Raw genomic sequence first — 24,315 nt, forward strand, 5'->3', positions numbered from 1 at the left:
GTGGGTCACTCGCGCAGTTGCCCGCGTCCCTCGCGGGGCGATGCCGCCGAGGGGGTCGGCATGAAGCAGGGCGTCGCGCATCTCGTCTGCGGGCGGCGGGCCAAGTGGCTGGTCCTGGGCCTGTGGGTGGTCGTGCTGTTCATCGCCGCGCCGTTCGCCATGAAGCTCACCGACGCGCAGGACAACGACGCCGCGTCGTGGCTGCCGGGATCCGCGGAGTCGACGCAGGTGCTCCAGATCTCCGAGGACTTCCGTCCGGAGCAGATCCCGGCGGTGGTGATCTACGCGCGGGAGAGCGGCCTGACGGCGCAGGACCGTACGGAGATCGCCGAGGACGTCACGCAGCTGAAGCAGTTGCGTGACCACGGCATTCTCGGTGAGCAGACGCGGGGGCCGGTGTTCGACCGGCAGACCGATCCGCGGGCGGCCCAGGTCTTCGTGCCGATCATGATGGACGAGGAGGGCTGGGAGCGGATCTCACCCGCCGTGGAGTCCATCCGGGACGACGTCGGTACGGGCGGCGACGGGCTGAGCGTGCACATCACGGGCCCGGGCGGCACGTCCGCGGACTTCGCGGAGGCTTTCGAGGGCATCGACTCGACCCTGCTGCTCTCGGCGATGGTGGTCGTCGTCGTCATGCTGCTCATCACGTACCGCAGCCTGACCCTGCTGCTGGTCCCCCTGGTCGCGGTGGTCTGCGCGCTGTTCACCTCCCAGGCGCTGATCTACCTGCTGGCCGAGCACGGCGGACTGACGGTGAACGGCCAGAGCGCCGGCATCCTCACGGTGCTGGTCTTCGGAGCCGGGACGGACTACGCCCTGCTGCTGGTGGCCCGCTACCGGGAGGAACTGCGCCGGCACGAGGACCGGCACGAGGCGATGGCCCTGGCGCTGCACCGCGCCGGCCCGGCCGTGCTCGCCTCCGGCGCGACGGTCGTGCTGAGCATGCTGGTGCTGCTCGCCGCGGAGATGAACTCCACGAGCGGCCTGGGCCCGGTGGCCGCCATTGGCGTCGCCGTCGCCCTGGTGGCGATGATGAGCCTGTTCCCGGCCCTGCTGGTGATCTTCGGCCGCTGGATCTTCTGGCCGGTGGTCCCGCACCACGGCACGCCGGACCCGACCGAGCGCGGCATCTGGACCCGCACGGGCCGCCGTATCGCCCGCCGCCCCCGGATGACCTGGATCGTGACGGCACTCGCGCTGGCGGTCTGCTCGCTGGGCCTGATCCAGCTGCGCGCGGAGGGCATCGGCAACGCGGACGCGTTCACCGGGAAACCGGACTCGATCACCGGGCAGGAGGTGTCGGCGCGGTACTTCCCGGCGGGCAGCGGCGACCCCCTGGTCATCGTCAGCAACCAGGCGCAGGCCGAGCAGGTGGGCCGGACCGTCGCCGGAACGCCGGGTGTGGTCCCCCAGTCCCTCGGTCTGCCACCCGGCACCAAACCGGCCTTCGAGGGCAAGGTCCTCTTCGAGGCCACCATGACCGCGCCAGCGGACAGCGAGGCCGCCAAACAGACGGTCGAGCGGGTGCGGGACGCCGTGCACGAGGTGCCGGACGCCGATGCCCAGGTCGGCGGCGGTACGGCGGCCCTGCTGGACATGGACGAGGCGACGACGCACGACAACATGCTGATCATCCCGCTGGTGCTGGTGGTCGTCCTGCTGATCCTGTGCGCCCTGCTGCGCGCCCTGATCGCCCCGCTGCTGCTGATCGGGACGGTGATCCTGTCGTTCGCGGCGGCGCTCGGCATCAGCGCGCTCGCGTTCCGGTACGTCTTCGACTACGCGGGCGAGGCGACCGACTTCCCGCTGTTCGTCTTCGTGTTCCTGGTCGCCCTGGGCATCGACTACAACATCTTCCTGACCACCCGTATCCGCGAGGAGGCGGCCCGCCAGGGCACCAGAGCGGGCGTGGTCACGGGCCTGGCCGCCACGGGGGCGGTCATCACCTCCGCCGGCCTGGTCCTGGCCGGCACCTTCGCCGCCCTCGGCACCCTCCCGATGGTCGCCTTCGCCGAGATCGGCTTCACGGTCGCCCTCGGCGTCCTCATCGACACCTTCATCGTCCGCTCGGTCCTGGTGACGTCGCTGTTCCTGGACGTCGGACCGAAGGTGTGGTGGCCGCACCGGCTGGCGCGGGAGGACGGCGCGTCGGCCCGGGAGAGTGTCGGTGCGGGGGTCAGCCGGTCCGGCGAATGAGCGCGAGGTACATCGCGTCGGTCCCGTGCCGGTGCGGCCACAGCTGCACATCGGGCCCCTCGCCCAGGTCCGGTACGCCGGGCAGCAGCGGCCGGGCGTCGACGAGGTCGGTGTCCGGGTGCTGCTTGAGCACGTCGGCGACGACGGCCCGGGTCTCGGCGAGGTGCGGCGAACAGGTCGCGTAGCCCACGATGCCGCCGACCCGGACCGACTCCAGGGCGGTGCGCAGCAGCCCGCGCTGCAGCGGCGCGAAGCCCTCCAGGTCCTCCGGGCGGCGCCGCCAGCGCGCCTCGGGGCGCCGCCGCAGGGCGCCGAGGCCGGTGCACGGCACGTCGACCAGGACCCGGTCGAAGCTGCCGGGCCGCCACGCCGGACGCGTCCCGTCGGCGGCGATCACCTGATAGGGCCCGGGATTGCCCTCCAGCGCCTTCGCGACGAGGCCGGCCCGATGGGTCTGCTTCTCGGAGGCGACCAACAGGGCGCCCCGCTCGGCGGCCAGCGCACCGAGCAGCGCCGCCTTGCCGCCGGGCCCCGCGCACCCGTCCAGCCAGCGCCGGTCGGGCCCGTCCAGCGGCGCGGCGGCAAGGGCGATCGCGACGAGCTGGCTGCCCTCGTCCTGCACGCCCGCACGGCCGTCGCGCACGGCCGTGATGGCGCCCGGCTCCCCGCCCTCGGTCAGCCGCACGGCATACGGCGACCAGCGCCCCCGTACCGCGGCGTCCTCGTCGAGCAGTTCCTCCGCGGTGGCGCGCCCGGGCCGTGCCACCAAGGTCACCTCAGGCCGCTCGTTGTCGGCGCGCAGCAACTCCTCGACGCCGTCGCGCCCGCCGCCGAGAGAGTCCCACAGCGCGGACACGACCCACCGCGGATGCGAGTGGACGACGGCGAGATGGTCCTCGGGATCCTCGTCGTAGGGCGGTGCGACCCGCTCCAGCCAGCCGTCCAGATCGTGCTGCGCGACCTTGCGCAGCACGGCGTTGACGAACTTGGCCCGCCCGTCGCCGAGCACGACCCGCGCGAGCTCGACGGTCGCGGACACGGCCGCGTGCGTCGGGATCCGCGTGCCGAGCAGCTGGTGCGCGCCGAGGCTCAGCACGTCCAGCACCGGCGGGTCGACCTCCCTGAGCGGCCGGTCCACGCAGGACGCCAGGACCGCGTCGTACGTCCCCTGCCGCCGCAGCGTCCCGTACACCAGCTCGGTGGCGAGCGCCGCGTCCCGGGCGTCGAACGTCTCGGGTCCCTCCTTCTCCCGCGCCTTGCGCAACAGGGGCGGCAGCACGAGGTTGGCGTAGGCGTCCCGCTCGTCCACGGCCCTCAGGGCCTCGAAGGCGAGGATGCGGACGGGGTCCTTCTTGGGCCGGCGGTAGGGCTTGCCCGACGTGCGGGCTCGGCGAGGCTGTTCGCTCACGAAAAGGTGCTCCGGGGGTGAGAAGAGGTGCGCCGTCAAGCCTACGCCGCCCCGGACGTGTCGCTGTGTCAGCCCTCGAGCCGCTCGCCCTCGGCGATCCGCACCCCGCGTGCCCAGTCCGCCGCCCGCATCGGCTTCTTGCCCTGGGCCTGCACCCAGACCAGCTCGACGGCGTACGAGCCGGTGCCGACGTACACGTTGTTCTTCCCGGCGGAGATCTGCCCCGGCGCGAGATCCGTCCGGTCCGGCACGGGGGTGACCTGGATGAGCTTGAGCCTCTCCCCGCGGAAGGTGGTCCAGGCGCCGGGAGCCGGGGTACAGCCCCGCACCATCCGGTCGACGCGCAGGGCGGGCGCGCTCCAGTCGAGGTGCGCGTCCCCGACGTTGACCTTCGGGGCGAGGCTGATGCCGTCGGCCGGCTGCGGTACGGCCTTCAGCGTGCCGTCCTCGATGCCGTCCATGGTCGCCGCGAGCAGCCCCGCACCTGCGAACGCCAGCCGTGTCAGCAGGTCCCCGCTGGTGTCGGTGGCCCTGATCTCCTCGGTCACCGTGCCGTACACCGGCCCGGAGTCGAGCCCCTCCTCGATCAGGAAGGTCGACGCCCCGGTGATCTCGTCGCCGGCCATGATGGCGTGCTGCACGGGCGCGGCTCCACGCCAGGCCGGCAGCAGGGAGAAGTGCAGATTGACCCACCCGTGCGCGGGGATGTCGAGCGCGACCCGGGGCAGCAGCGCCCCGTAGGCGACGACGGGGCAGCAGTCCGGCCCGATCTCCCGCAGCCGCTCCAGGAACTCGGGGTCCTTCGGCTTCGCGGGCTTCAGCACCTCGATCCCCGCCTCCTCCGCCCGGTCGGCGACGGGCGACGCGACGAGCCTGCGTCCACGCCCGGCCGGCGCGTCGGGCCGGGTGACGACGGCGGCCACCTCGTGGCGCCCGGAGGCGAGCAGAGCGTCCAGAGCGGGAACGGCGACCTCGGGTGTACCGGCGAAGACGAGCTTCATGGGGTGGTGGGGGCCTCTCGGACGGGGTCGATGACGGGCAGCGCCCAAGTCTATGAGCCGGAAACGGAAAGCCGCCGACGGTGCCCGCCCCACGGGAGAGCCGGGCCACTCGACGGGGAGTCACGGGTGGTGCGCATGCCGGAGACGAAAGCCGAAGGCCGAGGCGCACACCCCGCGCAAACGGGCGCACGCATATTCCCCCGCGCCCCCACACCGTGACCCGCGGAGCGAATCCGCGTTGGTCAAGACAGAGTTGACCACAACGGGCCGCGATCGCGGCCCATTCCTTTCAACGCCGGTTCGAGAGGCTTGTTCATGGCCGACCACGCAACCCACGACGCCCAGGCTCGGGCCAGCCTGCACTTGCTGGTGCGGGACATCGAGCGGGTCCGCCGGCAGGTGGACGCATTGCGCACACTCACCGCCCAGTTGGGCAACGTCTACCGCCCGCGCCGCTCCGGCTCCTCCACGGGCTTCGTCGTCTACGGACGCGCCCCCGCCCCGACGGTACGTCTCGCCCAGGAGCTGCGGGACAGCGTCGAGACCCTGGTCACGGCGGCCGTGGACTTCGACCGCTCACTCGGCTTCTCGTGGGACGCGGTGGGCTCCGCGCTCGGAGTCACCAAGCAGGCGGTCCACCGCCGTTACGGCGCCCGACGGGCCACGACCCCGTCGGCGGCGCCCGAGCCCGAGCGCACGCCGGAGCCGACTCCGACCGGCGGCCGCTCGGTCAATGTGACCACCGGCCTGCCCACGGTGCCGACGGTCCCCGCGGCCCGCTCCATGCCCACGCAGCCGACGGCCGGCAGTCCTGCGCTCCGCGACGAGGCGAGGCCCACGGCTTTCCCGGGTCCGCGCAACGGCTGACGCACGCTCGCATCCGCCCTCCTGGAACACCTCCGGGAGGGCGGCCTCGTATCCGGACGACGCCCAGCGTCAACCAGCGCCGCCACAGCCGGCCACGGCTCACTCCCGCCGGCCCGCTCCCATCCGGCCGCCGGATCGCTCCCCGCCGGCCACGGATCACCCGACGCCCCGCTCCCGCCGACACGGATCACCCGACGTGCCGCTCCCACCCGGTCACGGATCGCTCCCGCCGACCCGCTCCCACCCGACCGCCGATCGCTCCCCGCCGACCACGGATCACCCGATGTCGGCCGGATCGACCCGCACCCACACACCGGGGCCGCTTCCGCTCCCCCGGGCCATCCGCGCGGCCTGCGCCGCCTTGAGCGCGGCGGCCAGCGCTGCCCCCCTCCCCGGCGGCACACGCACCAACGCCCGCTCCCACTGCTCCCCGGGCGGCGGCGCCCCCGCCCGTCGCGGGCGCCCGGCGGCGAGGACGGGCAACGGCACCGGCCCCAGCACCTCGGCCTCCGGCGGCAGCTCGGCCGTGCGGAGAAAGCCGGCCACCGCCTCCGCCGGGCCCGACACGGCCGCCATCCGCGACACCGGCGGAAACCCCAGCTCGGCCCGCTCGGCGAGTTCCCGCACCGCGTGACCGACGGGGTCCCACCGGACGAGTGCCTGCACGGGCCGCAGGGTCGGCTCGGCCACGACCACCACCGTGCCGCCGTCCGACTGCGGCCTGACGAGGGACGCGGCCGCGATCCACCGCCGCAACGCGTCCTCCCCGGCCCGCAGATCGGGCCGCCCGAGCATGGCCCACCCGTCCAGCAGCAGCGCCGCCGCGTACCCGCCCTCGGCGACGGGCTCTGCTCCCGGCGTGCTCACGACCAGCGCGGGCGCCCCCGGCACCGTGTCGAGCACGTGTTCCCGCCCCGAGGTGCGTACCGGTACGGCGGGGAAGGCCCGGCCGAGTTCCTCCGCGGTCCGCCGCGCCCCGACGACCGAGGCGCGCAGCCGGAAGGAACCGCACTCCGGGCAGTGCCAGCCGCTCTCCTCGCGTCCGCACCACCCGCAGTTCAGGACACCGCCGTCCGGCGCCTCCAGCGGCCCGGAGCAGTGCCGGCACCGCGCAGGCGCCCGGCAGGCGGCACACGCCATGCGCGGCACGTACCCCCTGCGGGGCACCTGCACCAGCACCGGTCCGTGCCGCAGGCCGTCCCTGACGGCCTGCCAGGCCAGAGTCGGCAGCCGGGCGGCCCGGGCGGCCTCGTCCCGGGCGAGGTCTTGGTCCCCGACGGTCCGGACGAGCGGAGCGGCCGCCCGCACCTGGTCCCGGCCGGCGACGAGCGGCCGTGCCCAGCCGCTTTCGACGAGCTGCGCGGCCTCCACCGTGCAGCCCCAGCTCCCCAGCAGGAAGCCGCACTTGTCCTGGGCGGCCCGCAGCAGGAGCACCTCGCGGGCGTGGGGCTGCGGGGCGTGCTGCTCGCTGTGGCTGTCGTCGCCGTCGTCCCAGAGGGCGACCAGGCCGAGGTCCTGGACCGGCGCGAACATCGCGGCCCGGGTCCCGATCACAGCCCGTACGGAACCGCGCCGCACCGCGAGCCACTGCGCGTACCGCTTCTCGGGGCCCGCGTCGGCGGTGAGCACCGCATGCCGTCCCTCCCCCAGCAGGGAGGTCAGGGCGGCGTCGACCCGGGCGACCGCGCGTCCGTCGGGCAGGACGGCGAGCGCCCCGCGCCCGGAGGCCAGCGTCGCGGCGACGGCCCGGGCCAGCTCCTCGCTCCACAGCGGCCCGGGCAGCGCGTTCCACACGGCCCGGGGCGCTCCGCCGGAGGCCAGCGACTCCAGGAAGGCCGCTCCCCGCTCGTACCGCTGCCAGGATCCCGCCTCGGGAGCGGGGGGCGGTGGCAGCGGCTCGGGTGAGCGCCGCTGCTCGGCTCGTGCGTTGCGCGGCGGTACGGCGAGCTGCAGGACGTCGGCGAGGCTGCCCGCGTACCGGTCGGCGACCGCCCGGGCCAGACCCAGCAGCTCCTCGCTCAGCACCTGCTCGGGCGACACGACCTGGGCGAGGGCGGCCAGCGGCCCGGAGTAGTCGGACTCGGCCAGCCGCTGGACGAGGAACCCGTCGATCAGCCCGCCCCCCTCGCGCCGTCCTTCCCGCACGCGATGCCGCCCGGCCCCGAAGCGCACCCGCACCCGCACACCCGGCTGGGCGTCCGCGTCCAGCTCCTCGGGCACGGCGTAGTCGAAGTACCGGTCGAGATGCAGGACGCCCTTGTCGACGAGGACGCGGGCGACGGGCAGCTCCTCGGCGAGCGCGGCCCCCCGCCAGGTCCGGGGTTTGGCCCGGGGCGTCTTCGCCTTGCGCACACTGTCCCGGATGAGCGCGAGCTGCTCGGGCGGCGCACCCTCGGCCCCGTCGCCCGTCTGTTCGTTCTCGCTGCTCACGCTTGCATTCTTACCAAACACCACTGACAACCGGCGCCGCCCGGGAGGCGCCCGGGACACGGCAAAGCCCGGCCCCTGAGGGGCCGGGCTCACGATCGCGGGACTTACAGCCCCGCAGCCTTGCGCAGCGCGTCCACGCGGTCCGTCCGCTCCCAGGTGAACTCGGGCAGCTCGCGGCCGAAGTGGCCGTACGCCGCGGTCTGGGAGTAGATCGGGCGGAGCAGGTCGAGGTCGCGGATGATGGCGGCCGGACGGAGGTCGAAGACCTCGTCGATCGCCTTCTCGATCTTCTCCGTGTCGATCTTGGCGGTGCCGAAGGTCTCGACGAACAGGCCGACCGGCTCGGCCTTGCCGATCGCGTACGCGACCTGGACCTCGCAGCGCGTGGCGAGACCCGCGGCCACGACGTTCTTCGCGACCCAGCGCATCGCGTACGCCGCGGAACGGTCGACCTTGGACGGGTCCTTGCCGGAGAAGGCGCCGCCGCCGTGACGGGCCATGCCGCCGTAGGTGTCGATGATGATCTTGCGGCCGGTCAGGCCGGCGTCGCCCATCGGGCCGCCGATCTCGAAACGGCCGGTCGGGTTGACCAGGAGACGGTAGTTCTCCGTGTCGAGCTTGATGCCCTCGTCCAGCAGCGCCTTCAGCTCCGGCTCGACGACGAACTCCTTGATGTCCGGAGCCAGGAGCGAGTCCAGGTCGATGTCGGAGGCGTGCTGGGAGGAGACGACGACCGTGTCCAGACGGACCGCCTTGTCACCGTCGTACTCGATGGTGACCTGCGTCTTGCCGTCCGGGCGCAGGTAGGGGATCGTGCCGTTCTTGCGCACGTCGGACAGACGCTTCGACAGGCGGTGCGCCAGGAAGATCGGCAGCGGCATCAGCGTCGGCGTCTCGTCCGTCGCATAGCCGAACATCAGGCCCTGGTCACCCGCACCCTGCTTGTCGAGCTCGTCGTCGTCGCCCTCGACCCGGGTCTCGTACGCCGTGTCCACGCCCTGGGCGATGTCCGGGGACTGCGCGCCGATCGACACCGACACGCCGCAGGAGGCGCCGTCGAAGCCCTTCTTGGAGGAGTCGTAGCCGATCTCGAGGATCTTGTTCCGGACCAGCGTCGCGATGTCCGCGTACGTCTTGGTCGTGACCTCGCCGGCCACGTGCACCAGGCCGGTCGTGATCAGGGTCTCGACGGCGACCCGGGAGGACGGGTCCTCGCGCAGGAGCGCGTCGAGAATGGTGTCGCTGATCTGGTCAGCGATCTTGTCGGGGTGACCCTCGGTGACAGACTCCGAGGTGAACAGACGACGGGACACAACGCTCCCTGGGGTTGCAGCGGCTGCTGGCTGATCAGTGGCGGACGGCGGGGGCTGCACCCGGCGCCGTCCGTGGAACAGTTTACGGGTCACGCTTCGGCCACGGCCCCCCTGTCTCGCCACTCGGGAGTGCTGTGACCTGCGGCACGGGCATTCTGCCCAATGCCGAGCGGCGTTGGCCAGAGGCGCCACGGCCCGATCCGCCCGCTTTCGAGGGGGTACGCGGCGACTGCGACATCAGCGGAGGCGCTCGACCACCAGGTCCCATACGGTTTCGGCCAGGGCTTCCTTGGGCCCGTGCGCCACCGCGGTCTCGCTGCCGTCGGCGCCGAGCACGACCGCCTCGTTCTCCTCGGATCCGAAGGTCTTGCGCTCCCCCACCTCGTTCACCACCAGCAGATCGCAGCCCTTTCGCTTGAGCTTGGCGCGACCGTTGGCGAGAACGTCGTCCGTCTCCGCGGCGAAGCCGACGATCACCTGTCCGGCGCGGGCACGGTCCGCGGAGATCTCGGCGAGGATGTCCGGATTCCGCACCAGGGTGATCGGCTCCGGTTCCTGGCCGTCCTTCTTCTTGATCTTCCCTGCCGCGTACGCCGCCGGGCGGAAGTCCGCCACCGCGGCCGCCATCACCACGGCGTCGGCCTCAGGGGCGGCCCGCAGCACCGCCTCACGCAGTTGCACGGCGGTGCCGACCGGTACGACGTCGACCCCCGCCGGGGCGGTCAGGGTGCTGTTGGCCGCGATCAGCGTGACCCGGGCGCCGCGGGCGGCGGCGGTGCGGGCGAGGGCGTAGCCCTGCTTGCCGGAGGAGCGGTTGCCGAGGAACCGGACGGGGTCCAGGGGTTCGCGGGTGCCACCGGCACTCACGACGACATGCCGGCCCACGAGGTCCGGTTCCCTCACGCCCCGGGCCAGCACGCGGCGGCAGACCTCGAAGATCTCGCCCGGGTCGGGCAGCCGGCCCTTGCCGGTGTCGACGCCGGTGAGGCGGCCCACGGCCGGCTCGATGACCAGAGCGCCGCGGCGGCGCAGCGTCGCCACGTTCTCCCAGGTGGCCGGGTGCTCCCACATCTCCGTGTGCATGGCGGGGGCGAAGACGACCGGGCAGCGGGCGGTGAGCAGCGTGTTGGTGAGGAGGTCGTCGGCGAGGCCGTGGGCCGCCTTGGCGAGCATGTCGGCGGTGGCCGGGGCGACGACGACCAGGTCCGCGTGCTGCCCGATGCGGACGTGCGGGACCTCGTGCACGTCGTCCCAGACCTCGGTGGAGACCGGGTTGCCGGAGAGCGCGGACCAGGTGGCGGCGCCGACGAAGTGCAGCGCGGAGGCGGTGGGCACCACGCGCACGTCGTGGCCTGACTCCGTCAGCCGCCGCAGCAGCTCACAGGCCTTGTACGCGGCGATGCCTCCGCTGACCCCCAGAACGACCTTCGGCTTGTCCACGTCTCTCCCCGGACCTCGGCAACCGGCACACCGTACGACTCCATGACACACCACAGGCCCGGCAGTCGGCCTGCCGGGCCTGTGGATGAGTCAGCGTCAAGCTGTAAATCCTACTTACTGCGCCGGGCCCTCGACGGCCTCGGACGTCAGGAGCCCCGCGTTGATCTCGCGGAGGGCGATCGAGAGCGGCTTCTCGTGGACGTGGGTGTCGACGAGCGGACCGACGTACTCGAGGAGACCCTCGCCGAGCTGCGAGTAGTACGCGTTGATCTGGCGGGCACGCTTGGCCGCGTAGATCACGAGGCTGTACTTCGAGTCGGTGGCCTCGAGGAGCTCGTCGATCGGCGGGTTGATGATGCCCTCGGGCGCGGAGATGGAAGAGGACACGCTCTACCTTCCGATGGATGGGAAAGAATTTGTCGGGGTGATCAGCAGACCGGAACGATCAGCGATGGTCACACGACGTCCATCAAGGCTAGCAGCTCGCGTGCTACGTCCTCGACGGAGGTGTTGACCAGGGTGGTGTCGAACTCCGGCTCGGCAGCGAGTTCGATCTTCGCCGCCCCGAGCCGGCGCTCGATCACCTCGGGCGGTTCGGTGCCCCGCCCGGTGAGTCTGCGCACGAGCTCCTCCCAGGAGGGAGGAGCCAGGAACACCAGCTGGGCCTCGGGCATCGACTCCCGGACCAGGCGAGCGCCCTGCAGGTCGATCTCCAGGAGCACGGGCTCGCCGTTCTCCAGGCGCTCCTGCACGGCCGCACGCGGCGTGCCGTAACGGTTGCCGGCGAACTCGGCCCACTCCAGCAGTTCCCCGTTGGCGATCAGCTTGTCCATCTCGTCGTCTGAGACGAAGAAGTAGTGGACTCCGTGCTGCTCGCCGGGGCGGGGCTTGCGGGTCGTCGCCGACACGGAGAGCCAGACCTCGGGGTGTTCCTTGCGCATATGGGCGACGACCGTGCTCTTGCCGACCCCTGAGGGGCCGGAGAGCACGGTCAGCCGCGGACGTACGTCCGGGGGTACGGGGGTCGTCCCCCGGGGTGTTGCAGCCATGCAGCGATTATCCAGCAATCCCGGAGTGCCCGGGACTCGCTTCCCCGGAGAGCCCGGTTCAGGAGCCGGTGCTGCCGAACTCACGCTCCAGGGAAGCGATCTGGTTGGAACCGAGACCACGCACACGGCGGCTCTCGGAGATACCGAGTCGCTCCATGATCTGCTTGGCGCGGACCTTGCCCACGCCGGGCAGCGACTCGAGGAGGGCGGAGACCTTCATCTTGCCGATGACGTCGTTCTCCTGGCCCTGCTTGATGACCTCGTGAAGGGAGGCGCCGGAGTGCTTGAGTCGATTCTTGACCTCGGCCCGCTCCCGGCGAGCCGCGGCGGCCTTTTCGAGCGCGGCTGCGCGCTGTTCAGGGGTAAGGGGCGGAAGAGCCACGCCTACGTCACCTCGGATGTCGAACTGTCGGATACGGACCGGTGAGGAACCTAGTCGCCCCACACCTGGGGAGCTACGAGCAACACGCTTGCCCGTTCACTCTCGTCGGAGACTAGCGGGCAAGTCCGCCAGAGTCAGCGAGAACAGCGGAAAAGTCCTGGTCAGCCTTCATCTGAACGGACATTTAGGACATACTGCCCCGGATTTGAGGATGTATTCAGACTCAAGCGGGTCGCGGACCACTCATCGGAGGTCTCGCGACAAGGTCTGGACCGCCTCACGAGGCCGTCACTGTGTGACGGATCTCCTCCGCGAAGCGTTCCGCGGCGTCACGCAGAGCGACCGTGTCGGGACCGTGGCGTAGCACTCCCCGGCTGACGTTCGGCACGACGTTGCGCACCGCCGGCCCGAAGACCCCGGGAAGATCGGCCGGCGTGGCCCCCTGGGCGCCGATGCCGGGCGCGAGGAGCGGGCCGTTGATGTCCAGGTCGTACGTCGACAGATCACCGAGGGTGGCGCCGACGACCGCGCCGAAGGACCCCAGCGGCTCCTCCCCCGTGTTCTCGGCGGCCAGATGCGCGAGCATCGTCGCTCCGACGTTCCGGCCGTCGGACCGCACGGCGTGCTGGACCTCGCCGCCCTCCGGATTGGAGGTCAGCGCCAGCACGAACAGGCCCGCGCCGCTCTCCCGGGCCAGTGCGACGGCCGGGCTGAGCGAGCCGTAGCCGAGGTACGGCGAGACCGTCAGGGCGTCGGAGAACAGCGGGGCGTCCTTGTGCAGGAAGGACTCGGCGTAGGCGGCCATGGTGGAGCCGATGTCGCCGCGCTTGGCGTCCATCACGACCAGCGCGCCCGCCTCCCGCGCCTCGGCCACGCAGGTCTCCAGGACGGCCAGCCCGCGCGAGCCGAACCGCTCGAAGAACGCGCTCTGCGGCTTGAGCACGGCGACCCGGTCGGCCACCGCCTCGACGACCGTGCGGCTGAACCGCTCCAGGCCCGCCACGTCGTCGTTCAGGCCCCACTCGGCGAGCAGGGAGGCGTGCGGGTCGATGCCCACGCACAGCGGGCCGCGCTCGTCCATCGCCCGGCGCAGGCGCGCGCCGAAGGGCTCGAGACCACTCATGCCGTCTTCCTCACATCGGCGCCCACCGCGTCGGCGAGCGTGGCGTAGGGGCTCGTGGCCAGGCGTGCGGCGAGCCCCTTGTGGAGGTCGCGAGCGTAGAACGGCCCTTCGTAGATGAAGGCGCTGTAGCCCTGGACCAGCGTGGCACCGGCCAGGATGCGCTGCCAGGCGTCCTCGGCGTTCTCGATGCCGCCGACGCCCACCAGGGTGATCCGGTGGCCCACGCGCGCGTAGAGGCGCCTCAGGACCTCCAGGGAGCGCTCCTTCAGGGGCGCCCCGGACAGGCCGCCGGTCTCCTTGACCAGACCGGGGCCGGACTTCAGGCCGAGTCCCTCGCGCGCGATGGTGGTGTTCGTCGCGATGATCCCGTCCAGGCCGAGCTCCACGGCGAGGTCGGCGACGGCGTCGACGTCCTCGTCGGCGAGGTCCGGCGCGATCTTGACCAGGAGCGGGACGCGCCGCGCGGACACCGCGCGGTCGGCGGCCTCCCGGACGGCGCTCAGCAGCGGACGGAGCGCCTCGGTGGCCTGGAGGTTGCGCAGACCGGGTGTGTTCGGGGAGGAGACGTTGACCACCAGGTAGTCGGCGTAGGGCGCGAGCCGCTCGGCGGATTTCACGTAGTCCGCGACGGCCTCCTCCTCGGGTACGACCTTGGTCTTGCCGATGTTGACGCCGACGACCGGCTTGAACACGGGCGTACGGGAGGCCAGGCGGGCGGCGACGCGGAGGGAGCCGTCGTTGTTGAAGCCCATGCGGTTGATCAGCGCCCGGTCCTCGACCAGGCGGAACAGCCGCTGCTTGGGGTTGCCCGGCTGGGGCTCGCCGGTCACCGTGCCGATCTCGACGTGGTCGAAGCCGAGCATGGCCATGCCGTCGATGCCGACGGCGTTCTTGTCGAAGCCCGCGGCGAGCCCGAAGGGGCCGTGCATGCGCAGCCCGAGGGCCTCGGTGCGCAGCTCCTTGTGGCGGGGCGCGAGGGCGGCCGCCAGGAAGGTGCGCAGCACGGGCACGCGTGCGGCCAGGCGGATCCAGCGGAAGGCGAGGTGGTGGGCCTGCTCCGGATCCAGCCGCTTGAAGACGAGACGGAAGAAGATCTTGTACATGGGTGTCCTCACGAAGACGTGGCGTCCTCACGAAGAGGGGGACACCGTTTCCGGTGTCCCCCTCGGGGCTGCTAGTCGCGGGCCGCGGTCAGGTGTTCCGCGTGTTCCTGGAGCGATCGGACGCTCACCTCGCCGCGGTTGAGGGCGTCGATGCCCTGGACCGCCGCCGCGAGGGCCTGGACCGTCGTCAGGCAGGGCACGGAGCGCGCCACGGCCGCCGTACGGATGTCGTAGCCGTCGAGGCGGCCACCGGTGCCGTACGGGGTGTTGACGATGAGGTCGACCTCACCGTCGTGGATGAGCTGGACGATGGTCTTCTCGCCGTTCGGGCCGGTGCCCTCGGACTGCTTGCGCACGATCGTGGCGTTGATGCCGTTGCGCTTGAGCACCTCGGCCGTGCCGGAGGTGGCCATCAGCTCGAAGCCGTGCGCGACCAGCTCGCGGGCCGGGAAGATCATCGAGCGCTTGTCGCGGTTGGCGACCGAGATGAACGCCCGGCCCTTGGTCGGCAGCGGGCCGTAGGCGCCGGCCTGCGACTTGGCGTACGCCGTGCCGAAGACGGAGTCGATGCCCATGACCTCGCCGGTGGAGCGCATCTCCGGGCCGAGGACCGTGTCCACGCCGCGGCCGTGGATGTCGCGGAAGCGCGACCACGGCATGACGGCTTCCTTCACGGAGATCGGCGCGTCGAACGGCAGCTCGCCGCCGTCGCCCGTCGCCGGGAGCAGGCCCTCGGCGCGCAGCTCGGCGATGGTCGCGCCCAGCGAGATCCGGGCGGCGGCCTTCGCGAGCGGCACCGCCGTCGCCTTCGAGGTGAAGGGGACGGTCCGCGAGGCGCGCGGGTTGGCCTCCAGGACGTAGAGGATGTCGCCGGCGAGCGCGAACTGGATGTTGATCAGTCCGCGCACCCCGACGCCCTTGGCGATGCCCTCCGTGGAGGCGCGCAGGCGCTTGATGTCGAAGCCGCCGAGAGTGATCGGGGGCAGGGCGCACGCCGAGTCGCCGGAGTGGATGCCGGCCTCCTCGATGTGCTCCATGACGCCGCCGAGGTAGAGCTCCTCGCCGTCGTAGAGGGCGTCGACGTCGATCTCGATCGCGTCGTCGAGGAACCGGTCGACCAGGACCGGCCGCGAGGGGCTGATCTCGGTCGACTCCGCGATGTAGGAACCCAGCCGGGTCTCGTCGTAGACGATCTCCATGCCGCGCCCGCCCAGGACGTACGAGGGACGCACCAGGACCGGGTAGCCGATCTCGTCGGCGATGGCCTTGGCCTCGGCGAAGGTGGTGGCGGTGCCGTGCTTGGGAGCCGGAAGGCCCGCCTCGGCGAGGACGCGGCCGAAGGCGCCCCGGTCCTCGGCGGCGTGGATGGCCTCCGGGGAGGTGCCGACGATCGGCACGCCGTTGTCCTTCAGCGCCTGCGACAGGCCCAGCGGGGTCTGGCCGCCGAGCTGGACGATGACGCCGGCGACCGGTCCGGCCTGCCGCTCGGCGTGCACGATCTCCAGCACGTCCTCGAGCGTCAGCGGCTCGAAGTACAGGCGGTCGGAGGTGTCGTAGTCCGTGGAGACGGTCTCCGGGTTGCAGTTGACCATCACGGTCTCGTAGCCCGCGTCGCTCAGCGCGAAGGAGGCGTGGACGCAGGAGTAGTCGAACTCGATGCCCTGGCCGATGCGGTTCGGGCCGGAGCCCAGGATGATGACGGCCGGCTTCTCGCGGGAGGCGACCTCCGTCTCCTCGTCGTAGGAGGAGTAGAAGTACGGCGTCTTCGCGGCGAACTCGGCGGCGCAGGTGTCGACCGTCTTGTAGACCGGGCGGATGCCCAGCGCGTGCCGGACCTCGCGGACGACGTCCTCGCGCAGGCCGCGGATCTCGCCGATCTGCGTGTCGGAGAAGCCGTGCCGCTTGGCCTCGGCGAGCAGGCCGGGGGTCAGCTCGGGCGCCTCGGCCAGTTCGTCGGCGATCTCCTTGATCAGGAAGAGCTGGTCGACGAACCAGGGGTCGATCTTCGTGTACTCGAAGACCTCCTCGGGCGTGGCGCCGGCGCGGATGGCCTGCATGACGGTGTTGATACGGCCGTCGGTGGGGCGCACCGCCTCGCGCAGCAGCTCGCCCTTGTCGCCGGGCTCGCCGACGAAGGTGAACTGGCTGCCCTTCTTCTCCAGCGAGCGCAGGGCCTTCTGGAAGGCCTCGGTGAAGTTGCGGCCGATGGCCATGGCCTCGCCGACCGACTTCATGGTGGTGGTGAGGGTGGAGTCCGCGCTCGGGAACTTCTCGAAGGCGAACCGCGGGGCCTTCACGACCACGTAGTCGAGCGTCGGCTCGAAGGAGGCCGGGGTCTCCTGCGTGATGTCGTTCGGGATCTCGTCAAGCGTGTAGCCGACGGCGAGCTTGGCGGCGATCTTGGCGATCGGGAAGCCGGTCGCCTTGGAGGCGAGCGCCGAGGAGCGGGACACGCGCGGGTTCATCTCGATGACGATCACGCGACCGTCCTCGGGATTCACCGCGAACTGGATGTTGCAGCCGCCGGTGTCGACGCCGACCTCGCGGATGACGGCGATGCCGACGTCGCGCAGGGTCTGGTACTCGCGGTCCGTGAGCGTCATCGCGGGCGCGACGGTGATCGAGTCGCCGGTGTGGACGCCCATGGGGTCGAAGTTCTCGATGGAGCAGACGACCACGACGTTGTCGTGCTTGTCGCGCATCAGCTCGAGCTCGTACTCCTTCCAGCCGAGGATGGACTCCTCCAGGAGCACCTCGGTGGTCGGGGAGAGCGTGAGGCCCTGCCCGGCGATGCGGCGCAGCTCCTCCTCGTCGTGGGCGAAGCCGGAGCCGGCGCCGCCCATGGTGAAGGAGGGGCGGACGACGACCGGGTAGCCGCCGAGCGTCTCGACGCCGGCGAGGACGTCCTCCATGGAGTGGCAGATCACCGAGCGGGCGGACTCGCCGTGGCCGATCTTCTGACGTACGGCCTCGACGACCTCCTTGAAGAGGTCGCGGTCCTCGCCCTTGTTGATGGCCTCGACGTTGGCGCCGATCAGCTCGACACCGTACTTGTCCAGCGTGCCCGCCTCGTGCAGCGAGATCGCGGTGTTGAGGGCCGTCTGGCCGCCCAGGGTGGGCAGCAGCGCGTCGGGCCGCTCCTTGGCGATGATCTTCTCGACGAACTCGGGGGTGATCGGCTCGACGTAGGTGGCGTCGGCGATCTCCGGGTCGGTCATGATCGTCGCAGGGTTGGAGTTCACCAGGACGACCCGCAGGCCCTCGGCCTTGAGGACGCGGCACGCCTGGGTGCCGGAGTAGTCGAACTCGGCGGCCTGGCCGATGACGATCGGGCCGGAGCCGATGACCAGGACGGACTGGATATCGGTGCGCTTAGGCACGCTGGCCCTCCATCAGGGAAACGAAGCGGTCGAACAGGTAGGCGGCGTCGTGCGGGCCGGCTGCCGCTTCGGGGTGGTACTGGACGCTGAAGGCGGGGCGGTCGAGGAGCTGGAGCCCCTCCACCACGTTGTCGTTCAGGCAGACGTGGGACACCTCGGCGCGGCCGAACGGGGTCTCGGAGACCCGGTCGAGCGGGGCGTCGACGGCGAAGCCGTGGTTGTGTGCGGTGACCTCGACCTTGCCGGTCGTCCGGTCCTGCACCGGCTGGTTGATGCCGCGGTGGCCGTACTTCAGCTTGAAGGTGCCGAAGCCGAGCGCGCGGCCCAGGATCTGGTTGCCGAAGCAGATGCCGAACAGCGGCGTGCCGCGCTCCAGGACGCCCCGCATCACGGAGACGGGGTGGTCGGCGGTGGCCGGGTCGCCCGGGCCGTTGGAGAAGAACACGCCGTCCGGGTTGACCGCGTACACGTCCTCGACGGTCGCGGTCGCCGGGAGCACGTGCACCTCGATGCCGCGCTCGGCCATGCGGTGCGGGGTCATGCCCTTGATGCCGAGGTCGACGGCGGCGACGGTGAACTTCTTCTCGCCGAGGGCCGGGACGACGTACGGCTCGGTGGTGGCGACCTCGGCGGAGAGGTTGGCGCCCTTCATCTGCGGGGCTTCCTGGACGCGGGCCAGCAGTGCGGCGTCGTCCTGGATCGTGTCACCGCTGAAGATGCCGACGCGCATGGCGCCGCGCTCGCGCAGGTGGCGGGTGAGGGCCCGGGTGTCGATGCCGCTGATGCCGACGACGCCCTGGGCGTCCAGCTCCTCGTCCAGCGTGCGCCGGGAGCGCCAGCTGGACGGCACGCGCGCGGGGTCGCGCACGACGTAGCCGGAGACCCAGATCTTCTTGGACTCCATGTCCTCGTCGTTCACGCCGGTGTTGCCGACGTGCGGGGCTGTCATCACCACGACCTGGCGGTGGTACGAGGGGTCGGTGAGGGTCTCCTGGTAGCCGGTCATGCCGGTGGAGAACACCGCTTCGCCGAAGGTCTCCCCCACGGCCCCGTAGGCACGGCCGCGGAAGATCCGGCCGTCCTCCAGGACGAGTACGGCGGGAGTTTTGGTGGCTCCCCTGGTGGAGGTGGTCATCGTTCGGCGCCTTCCCTGGTGTTCTTTTCGATCATGGAGTTGATGGCTTCGACCCACTCGTTGTGCTCGGCCGCGTGGCCGGAACGGAACCCGGAGTCGATCAGCCGGTCGCCGTGCGACCAGGTGACGACGAGCAGGCCGCCCTCGGTGAGCACCTTGCCGGCGATGCCCTTGTCGAGCCGGGCCTCGCGCAGCGCCGCCGCCGGGACGAAGAAGTCGCTCGCCCCGGGGCGTACGACGTCGAGTCCGGCGTCCGTCAGGGTCAGCTCGGCCCGGCTGCGGGTGCCCAGGCCGTGCGCGACGATGCGGTCGAGCCACTGCCCGGCCGTGGTGGAGCCGTGGTAGCGGCCGCTCAGGGTGAGCTTCGCGGCTCCCGGGTCGTCCGGCGTGACGGGCAGCTCGGGCAGGTCGCCCTGGAGGGTGCCGCGCCACTTCCAGCCCTCGCGCATCAGCCAGTAGACGAGCGCGACGAACAGGGCGAGACCGACGACCCAGCCGATGCGGGCGGCCCAGTCGGTCACTTGCGCCGATTCCTTCTCGGCGGCCAGTAGGAGTACAGGTGTCACGTGAGCTTCCCGTCGACGAGCGTGGCCTTGCCCCGCAGCCACGTGTGCGTCACACGGCCCGGCAGCTCACGGCCCTCGTAGGGGGTGTTGCGGCTGCGCGAGGCGAAGCCCGCGGGTTCCACGAGCCCACGGTATGCCGTGTCGACGAGGGTGAGGTTGGCGGGCTCACCTGCCGAGACGGGACGGCCGTGGCCTGTGGCCTGTCCGATCTGCGCGGGCTTGACGGACATCCGGTCGGCGACGCCGGCCCAGTCCAGCAGACCCGTGTCGACCATGGTCTCCTGCACCACTGACAGCGCGGTCTCCAGGCCGACCATGCCCATGGCGGCCGCGGCCCACTCGCAGTCCTTGTCCTCGTGCGGGTGCGGGGCGTGGTCGGTGGCGACGATGTCGATGGTGCCGTCGGCGAGCGCCTCGCGCAGGGCCATCACGTCGCGCTCGGTGCGCAGCGGCGGGTTGACCTTGTAGACGGGGTTGTACGTCCGGACCAGTTCGTCGGTGAGGAGCAGGTGGTGCGGGGTGACCTCGGCGGTGACGGCGATGCCGCGGGACTTGGCCCAGCGGACGATCTCGACGGACCCGGCGGTCGACAGATGGCAGATGTGGACGCGGGAGCCTACGTGGTCGGCGAGCAGGACGTCCCGGGCGATGATCGATTCTTCGGCCACCGCGGGCCAGCCCCCGAGCCCCAGTTCGGCGGAGACGATGCCCTCGTTCATCTCGGCGCCCTCGGTCAGCCGCGGCTCCTGCGCGTGCTGCGCGACGACGCCGCCGAAGGCCTTCACGTACTCCAGGGCACGGCGCATGATCACGGCGTCGTGGACGCACTTGCCGTCGTCGGAGAAGACGGTGACGCCGGCGGCCGACTCGTGCATGGCGCCCAGTTCGGCGAGCTTCCTGCCCTCCAGGCCGACGGTGACGGCGCCGATCGGCTGGACGTCGCAGTAGCCGTGCTCCTTGCCGAGCCGCCAGACCTGCTCGACGACACCGGCGGTGTCGGCCACCGGGAAGGTGTTGGCCATGGCGAACACGGTGGTGTAACCGCCGGAGGCGGCGGCGCGCGTGCCGGTGAGGACGGTCTCGGAGTCCTCGCGGCCGGGCTCGCGCAGATGGGTGTGCAGGTCGACCAGGCCCGGCAGCAGCACCTTGCCCTCGGCCTCGACGACCTCGGCGCCCTCGGCGGACAGCCCGCTGCCCACCTCGGCGATGGTCCCGCCGTCGATCAGCACGTCCTGCGGCTCGCCGCCGAGCACCTTCGCACCACGGATCAGGATCTTGCTCATCTGTCTTACTTCTCCTCGGTACGGGGGTGGGTGACGGCGGGCTCGTTGCCACCGAGCAGCAGGTACAGGACGGCCATCCGGATGGAGACTCCGTTCGCCACCTGCTCGACGACGGTGCAGCGGTCCGAGTCGGCCACCTCGGCGGTGATCTCCATGCCGCGGACCATCGGGCCGGGGTGCATCACGATGGCGTGCTCGGGCATCCGCGCCATGCGGTCGCCGTCGAGGCCGTAGCGCCGGGAGTACTCGCGCTCGGTCGGGAAGAACGCGGCGTTCATGCGCTCGCGCTGCACGCGCAGCATCATCACGGCGTCGGACTTGGGCAGCGTGCTGTCGAGGTCGTAGGACACCTCGCAGGGCCAGGTCTCGATGCCGACCGGCAGCAGGGTCGGCGGGGCGACGAGGGTGACCTCGGCGCCGAGGGTGTGCAGCAGGTCGACGTTGGAGCGGGCGACCCGGCTGTGCAGGACGTCGCCGACGAGCGTGATGCGCTTGCCTTCGAGGTCCTGGCCGAGTCCGGCGTCCGGGCCGATCAGGCGGCGGCGCATGGTGAAGGCGTCGAGCAGGGCCTGGGTGGGGTGCTGGTGGGTGCCGTCGCCGGCGTTGACGACGACCGCGTCGATCCAGCCCGAGTTCGCCAGCCGGTACGGGGCTCCGGAGGCGCCGTGCCGGATGACGACGGCGTCGACGCCCATGGCCTCCAGGGTCTGGGCGGTGTCCTTCAGGGACTCGCCCTTGGAGACGCTCGAGCCCTTGGCGGAGAAGTTGATGACGTCCGCGGACAGCCGCTTCTCGGCGGCCTCGAAGGAGATCCGGGTCCGGGTGGAGTCCTCGAAGAACAGGTTGACGATCGTGCGGCCGCGCAGGGTCGGCAGCTTCTTGATCGGCCGGTCGGCGACCCGGGCCATCTCCTCGGCGGTGTCGAGGATCAGGACGGCGTCGTCGCGGGTGAGGTCGGCGGCCGAGATGAGATGACGCTGCATCTGTCAGGCTCCGTAAGGCAGTTCATTCGGGAGATTTGGGGCAGACGGGCGCGCGAGGGCCCACTGCGCGGGCGTACGACAGCGGCGTACGCCTGGAGCGCTACTGGGGGGCCGGCTTGGCACCGAGCAGCACGGTGTCGCGACCGTCCTCCTCGGCGAGCTGGACCTTCACCGTTTCCCGCAACGACGTGGGGAGGTTCTTGCCGACGTAGTCGGCGCGGATGGGCAGTTCGCGGTGTCCGCGGTCGACGAGGACGGCGAGCTGGACCGCGCGCGGGCGCCCGATGTCGTTCAGGGCGTCGAGGGCGGCGCGGATGGTGCGGCCGGAGAAGAGCACGTCGTCGACGAGGACGACGAGCTTGCCGTCGAGACCGTCGGCGGGGATCTCGGTGCGGGCCAGCGCACGCGGCGGGTGCATGCGCAGGTCGTCGCGGTACATGGTGATGTCGAGCGAGCCGCACGGAACCTTGCGCTCGGTGATCTGCTCAAGCTTGTCCGCGATCCGCCGGGCGAGGAAGACGCCCCGGGTCGGAATGCCGAGGAGAACCACGTCGTCGGCGCCCTTGGCGCGTTCGACGATCTCGTGGGCGATGCGGGTCAGTACCCGCGCGATGTCGGGCCCTTCGAGAACGGGCCGGGCATCGGACTGCCTGTCGTGCGTGTCCATATGAAACGGACCTCCTTCTCCGCCTCACGGGACGGACCTTAAAGGACGTCGGGATTGCGCCATACACGGTAGCAGGTGCCCGACGTCGCTCGAACGGCCCCCTCGGATCACCCACTCGGCCTAACGGAACGCCGATACCACGGAAGAGTCGGTGCGGACCATTCGGCTTGACGCGGCAGAGTAACGCTGCGTAACCTCACAGTGAGTTACCAGCCGCGCGGGCTGGCAGCCACGCCAGACGCGTCGACACAGTGCCGGGGAGCTATATGTCCAGCGAATACGCCAAACAGCTCGGGGCCAAGCTCCGGGCGATCCGCACCCAGCAGGGCCTTTCCCTCCACGGTGTCGAGGAGAAGTCCCAGGGACGCTGGAAGGCGGTCGTGGTCGGTTCGTACGAGCGCGGCGACCGTGCCGTGACCGTACAGCGCCTTGCCGAGCTGGCGGATTTCTACGGCGTTCCGGTGCAGGAGCTGCTTCCGGGTACCACCCCGGGCGGCGCCGCCGAGCCGCCGCCGAAGCTGGTCCTGGACCTGGAGCGGCTGGCCACGGTGCCGGCCGAGAAGGCCGGCCCTCTTCAGCGGTACGCGGCCACGATCCAGTCGCAGCGTGGTGACTACAACGGCAAGGTGCTCTCGATCCGCCAGGACGACCTGCGCACACTCGCCGTCATCTACGACCAGTCCCCCTCCGTCCTCACGGAGCAGCTGATCAGCTGGGGTGTCCTGGACGCGGATGCGCGTCGCGCGGTGGCGTCCCACGAGGAGGCCTGACCGGCTCAGCGGGTCCAGCAGAAACGTGCCGCCGGGGTGGCCGGAACCGTATGGTTCTCGGCCACCCCGGCGGCGTTGTGCGCCTCTGACGGAGCCCGGCCGCAGCCGAGGCTCTGGGACGTACCGGAACGCCTCAGGGCCCGCAGCGGTGACGCTGCGGGCCCTGAGGCATGTGGTCTGTCTCAGACCTCGTCGCGGCGGAGCGAGGGCTTGAGTTCCTTCAGCCGGCCGAGCAGGCCGTTCACGAACGAGGGCGACTCGTCCGTGGAGAACTCCTTCGCCAGCTGCACCATCTCGTCGAGGACGACGGCGTCCGGCGTCGCATCGACCCAGATCAGCTCGTAGGCGCCGAGCCGCAGGATGTTGCGGTCGACGACGGGCATCCGGTCGAGGGTCCAGCCGACGGAGTACTGCGCGATCAGCTCGTCGATGCGCTTCGCGTGCTCCGCGTAGCCCTCGACCAGCTCCATCGTGTACTCGCTGACCGGCGGCTGCCGGGTGTCCGCCCGGGAGAGCCGGACCCAGTCCGCGAGGACGGTCAGCACTTCGGCGCCGCGCTGGTCCCCCTCGAAGAGGATCTGGAAGGCGCGCTTACGGGCCGTGTTGCGGGCAGCCACGGTTAGCTGTTCACCCGGCCGAGGTAGTCGCTGGTGCGGGTGTCGACCTTGATCTTCTCACCGGTGGTGATGAAGAGGGGCACGTTGATCTGGTGACCGGTCTCCAGGATGGCGGGCTTGGTGCCGCCCGTGGAGCGGTCGCCCTGGACACCCGGCTCGGTCTCCTGGATGACGAGCTCGACGGCGGCGGGCAGCTCGACGAAGAGCACCTCGCCCTCGTGCTGCGCGACGGTGGCGGTGAAGCCCTCGATCAGGAAGTTCGCGGCGTCGCCGACGGCCTTGCGGTCGACGTGCAGCTGGTCGTAGGTCTCCATGTCCATGAAGACGAAGTACTCGCCGTCCATGTAGGAGAACTGCATGTCGCGCTTGTCGACGGTGGCCGTTTCGACCTTGACGCCGGCGTTGAAGGTCTTGTCGACGACCTTGCCGGAGAGCACGTTCTTGAGCTTGGTGCGCACGAAGGCCGGGCCCTTGCCGGGCTTGACGTGCTGGAACTCGACGACGGACCAGAGCTGGCCGCCTTCGAGCTTGAGCACCATGCCGTTCTTGAGGTCGTTCGTGGAAGCCACGGTTGCGGAATCTCCTGGACTGACGTACGA

21 protein-coding genes are annotated in these 24,315 nt (G+C 71.2%); 3 read left to right on the forward strand and 18 right to left on the reverse strand.

Annotated features, from left to right (window positions below; all coding sequences use genetic code 11):
• The first annotated feature begins 60 nt into the window (after positions 1–60).
• On the forward strand, positions 61–2,199 hold the full coding sequence (locus tag IO24_RS0124605) for an MMPL family transporter (protein WP_031138928.1): 2,139 nt from the start codon (positions 61–63) through the stop codon (positions 2,197–2,199).
• On the opposite strand, the gene IO24_RS0124610 is transcribed toward IO24_RS0124605, so the two are convergent.
• The gene (locus tag IO24_RS0124610; RefSeq protein WP_031138930.1) at positions 2,180–3,607 is read right to left on the reverse strand and encodes an RsmB/NOP family class I SAM-dependent RNA methyltransferase; all 1,428 of its coding nucleotides are present in this window, start codon (positions 3,605–3,607) and stop codon (positions 2,180–2,182) included. The two genes, IO24_RS0124605 and IO24_RS0124610, sit on opposite strands and share 20 nt — an antisense overlap.
• Before the next feature lie 68 nt (positions 3,608–3,675).
• Complete coding sequence (gene fmt / locus IO24_RS0124615; protein ID WP_031138932.1) at positions 3,676–4,608, reverse strand: methionyl-tRNA formyltransferase; 933 nt, start codon at positions 4,606–4,608, stop codon at positions 3,676–3,678.
• A 315-nt stretch (positions 4,609–4,923) separates the two neighbouring features.
• On the opposite strand from fmt, the gene IO24_RS0124620 reads away from it, so the two are divergent.
• Complete coding sequence (locus IO24_RS0124620; RefSeq protein WP_031138934.1) at positions 4,924–5,475, forward strand: hypothetical protein; 552 nt, start codon at positions 4,924–4,926, stop codon at positions 5,473–5,475.
• A 276-nt stretch (positions 5,476–5,751) separates the two neighbouring features.
• Here IO24_RS0124620 and IO24_RS0124625 read toward each other — a convergent pair whose 3' ends face one another.
• The 14 genes from IO24_RS0124625 to pyrR form a co-directional block, all read right to left on the reverse strand.
• On the reverse strand, positions 5,752–7,905 hold the full coding sequence (locus IO24_RS0124625; RefSeq protein ID WP_031138936.1) for a primosomal protein N': 2,154 nt from the start codon (positions 7,903–7,905) through the stop codon (positions 5,752–5,754).
• 104 nt (positions 7,906–8,009) lie between these two features.
• Positions 8,010–9,218 carry a methionine adenosyltransferase gene (gene metK / locus IO24_RS0124630; RefSeq protein ID WP_031138938.1) on the reverse strand — a complete coding sequence of 403 codons (1,209 nt, stop codon included), beginning with the start codon at positions 9,216–9,218 and terminating at the stop codon, positions 8,010–8,012.
• Positions 9,219–9,455: 237 nt separating this feature from the next.
• On the reverse strand, positions 9,456–10,658 hold the full coding sequence (gene coaBC / locus IO24_RS0124635; RefSeq protein WP_031138940.1) for a bifunctional phosphopantothenoylcysteine decarboxylase/phosphopantothenate--cysteine ligase CoaBC: 1,203 nt from the start codon (positions 10,656–10,658) through the stop codon (positions 9,456–9,458).
• 114 nt (positions 10,659–10,772) lie between these two features.
• Entirely contained in the window at positions 10,773–11,045 is a 273-nt protein-coding gene (rpoZ, locus tag IO24_RS0124640) for a DNA-directed RNA polymerase subunit omega (protein WP_003988945.1), read from the reverse strand.
• A gap of 68 nt (positions 11,046–11,113) precedes the next feature.
• On the reverse strand, positions 11,114–11,707 hold the full coding sequence (gmk, locus tag IO24_RS0124645) for a guanylate kinase (RefSeq protein ID WP_031138943.1): 594 nt from the start codon (positions 11,705–11,707) through the stop codon (positions 11,114–11,116).
• A 58-nt stretch (positions 11,708–11,765) separates the two neighbouring features.
• Positions 11,766–12,089 carry an integration host factor gene (locus IO24_RS0124650; protein WP_003977346.1) on the reverse strand — a complete coding sequence of 108 codons (324 nt, stop codon included), beginning with the start codon at positions 12,087–12,089 and terminating at the stop codon, positions 11,766–11,768.
• Between the two features lie 277 nt (positions 12,090–12,366).
• Complete coding sequence (pyrF, locus tag IO24_RS0124655) at positions 12,367–13,212, reverse strand: orotidine-5'-phosphate decarboxylase (protein ID WP_031138950.1); 846 nt, start codon at positions 13,210–13,212, stop codon at positions 12,367–12,369.
• Positions 13,209–14,315, reverse strand: a complete 1,107-nt coding sequence (locus tag IO24_RS0124660; protein ID WP_031138952.1) for a quinone-dependent dihydroorotate dehydrogenase — start codon at positions 14,313–14,315, stop codon at positions 13,209–13,211. The genes pyrF and IO24_RS0124660 overlap by 4 nt, the downstream gene beginning before the upstream one ends.
• 71 nt (positions 14,316–14,386) lie before the next feature.
• Positions 14,387–17,695, reverse strand: a complete 3,309-nt coding sequence (gene carB, locus IO24_RS0124665) for a carbamoyl-phosphate synthase large subunit (RefSeq protein WP_031138955.1) — start codon at positions 17,693–17,695, stop codon at positions 14,387–14,389.
• Entirely contained in the window at positions 17,688–18,830 is a 1,143-nt protein-coding gene (gene carA, locus IO24_RS0124670; protein WP_031138956.1) for a glutamine-hydrolyzing carbamoyl-phosphate synthase small subunit, read from the reverse strand. The genes carB and carA overlap by 8 nt, the downstream gene beginning before the upstream one ends.
• Positions 18,827–19,396 carry a PH-like domain-containing protein gene (locus IO24_RS0124675; RefSeq protein ID WP_031138957.1) on the reverse strand — a complete coding sequence of 190 codons (570 nt, stop codon included), beginning with the start codon at positions 19,394–19,396 and terminating at the stop codon, positions 18,827–18,829. Before IO24_RS0124675 ends, carA begins: the two co-directional genes overlap by 4 nt.
• Entirely contained in the window at positions 19,393–20,679 is a 1,287-nt protein-coding gene (locus tag IO24_RS0124680) for a dihydroorotase (RefSeq protein WP_031138958.1), read from the reverse strand. Before IO24_RS0124680 ends, IO24_RS0124675 begins: the two co-directional genes overlap by 4 nt.
• 5 nt (positions 20,680–20,684) lie before the next feature.
• Positions 20,685–21,662 carry an aspartate carbamoyltransferase catalytic subunit gene (locus IO24_RS0124685; protein ID WP_031138961.1) on the reverse strand — a complete coding sequence of 326 codons (978 nt, stop codon included), beginning with the start codon at positions 21,660–21,662 and terminating at the stop codon, positions 20,685–20,687.
• A gap of 100 nt (positions 21,663–21,762) precedes the next feature.
• Positions 21,763–22,329 carry a bifunctional pyr operon transcriptional regulator/uracil phosphoribosyltransferase PyrR gene (pyrR, locus tag IO24_RS0124690; protein ID WP_031138963.1) on the reverse strand — a complete coding sequence of 189 codons (567 nt, stop codon included), beginning with the start codon at positions 22,327–22,329 and terminating at the stop codon, positions 21,763–21,765.
• Between the two features lie 266 nt (positions 22,330–22,595).
• Between pyrR and bldD the strand changes: the two genes are divergently transcribed.
• Complete coding sequence (gene bldD / locus IO24_RS0124695; protein ID WP_018570201.1) at positions 22,596–23,099, forward strand: transcriptional regulator BldD; 504 nt, start codon at positions 22,596–22,598, stop codon at positions 23,097–23,099.
• A 182-nt stretch (positions 23,100–23,281) separates the two neighbouring features.
• On the opposite strand, the gene nusB is transcribed toward bldD, so the two are convergent.
• On the reverse strand, positions 23,282–23,716 hold the full coding sequence (gene nusB, locus IO24_RS0124700) for a transcription antitermination factor NusB (protein WP_031138968.1): 435 nt from the start codon (positions 23,714–23,716) through the stop codon (positions 23,282–23,284).
• Positions 23,717–23,718: 2 nt separating this feature from the next.
• Entirely contained in the window at positions 23,719–24,285 is a 567-nt protein-coding gene (efp, locus tag IO24_RS0124705) for an elongation factor P (RefSeq protein ID WP_031138970.1), read from the reverse strand.
• Positions 24,286–24,315 lie beyond the last annotated feature (30 nt).

The sequence above is a fragment of the Streptomyces flavovariabilis genome, assembly GCF_000725785.1.
Taxonomy (GTDB): Bacteria; Actinomycetota; Actinomycetes; order Streptomycetales; family Streptomycetaceae; genus Streptomyces; species Streptomyces hawaiiensis.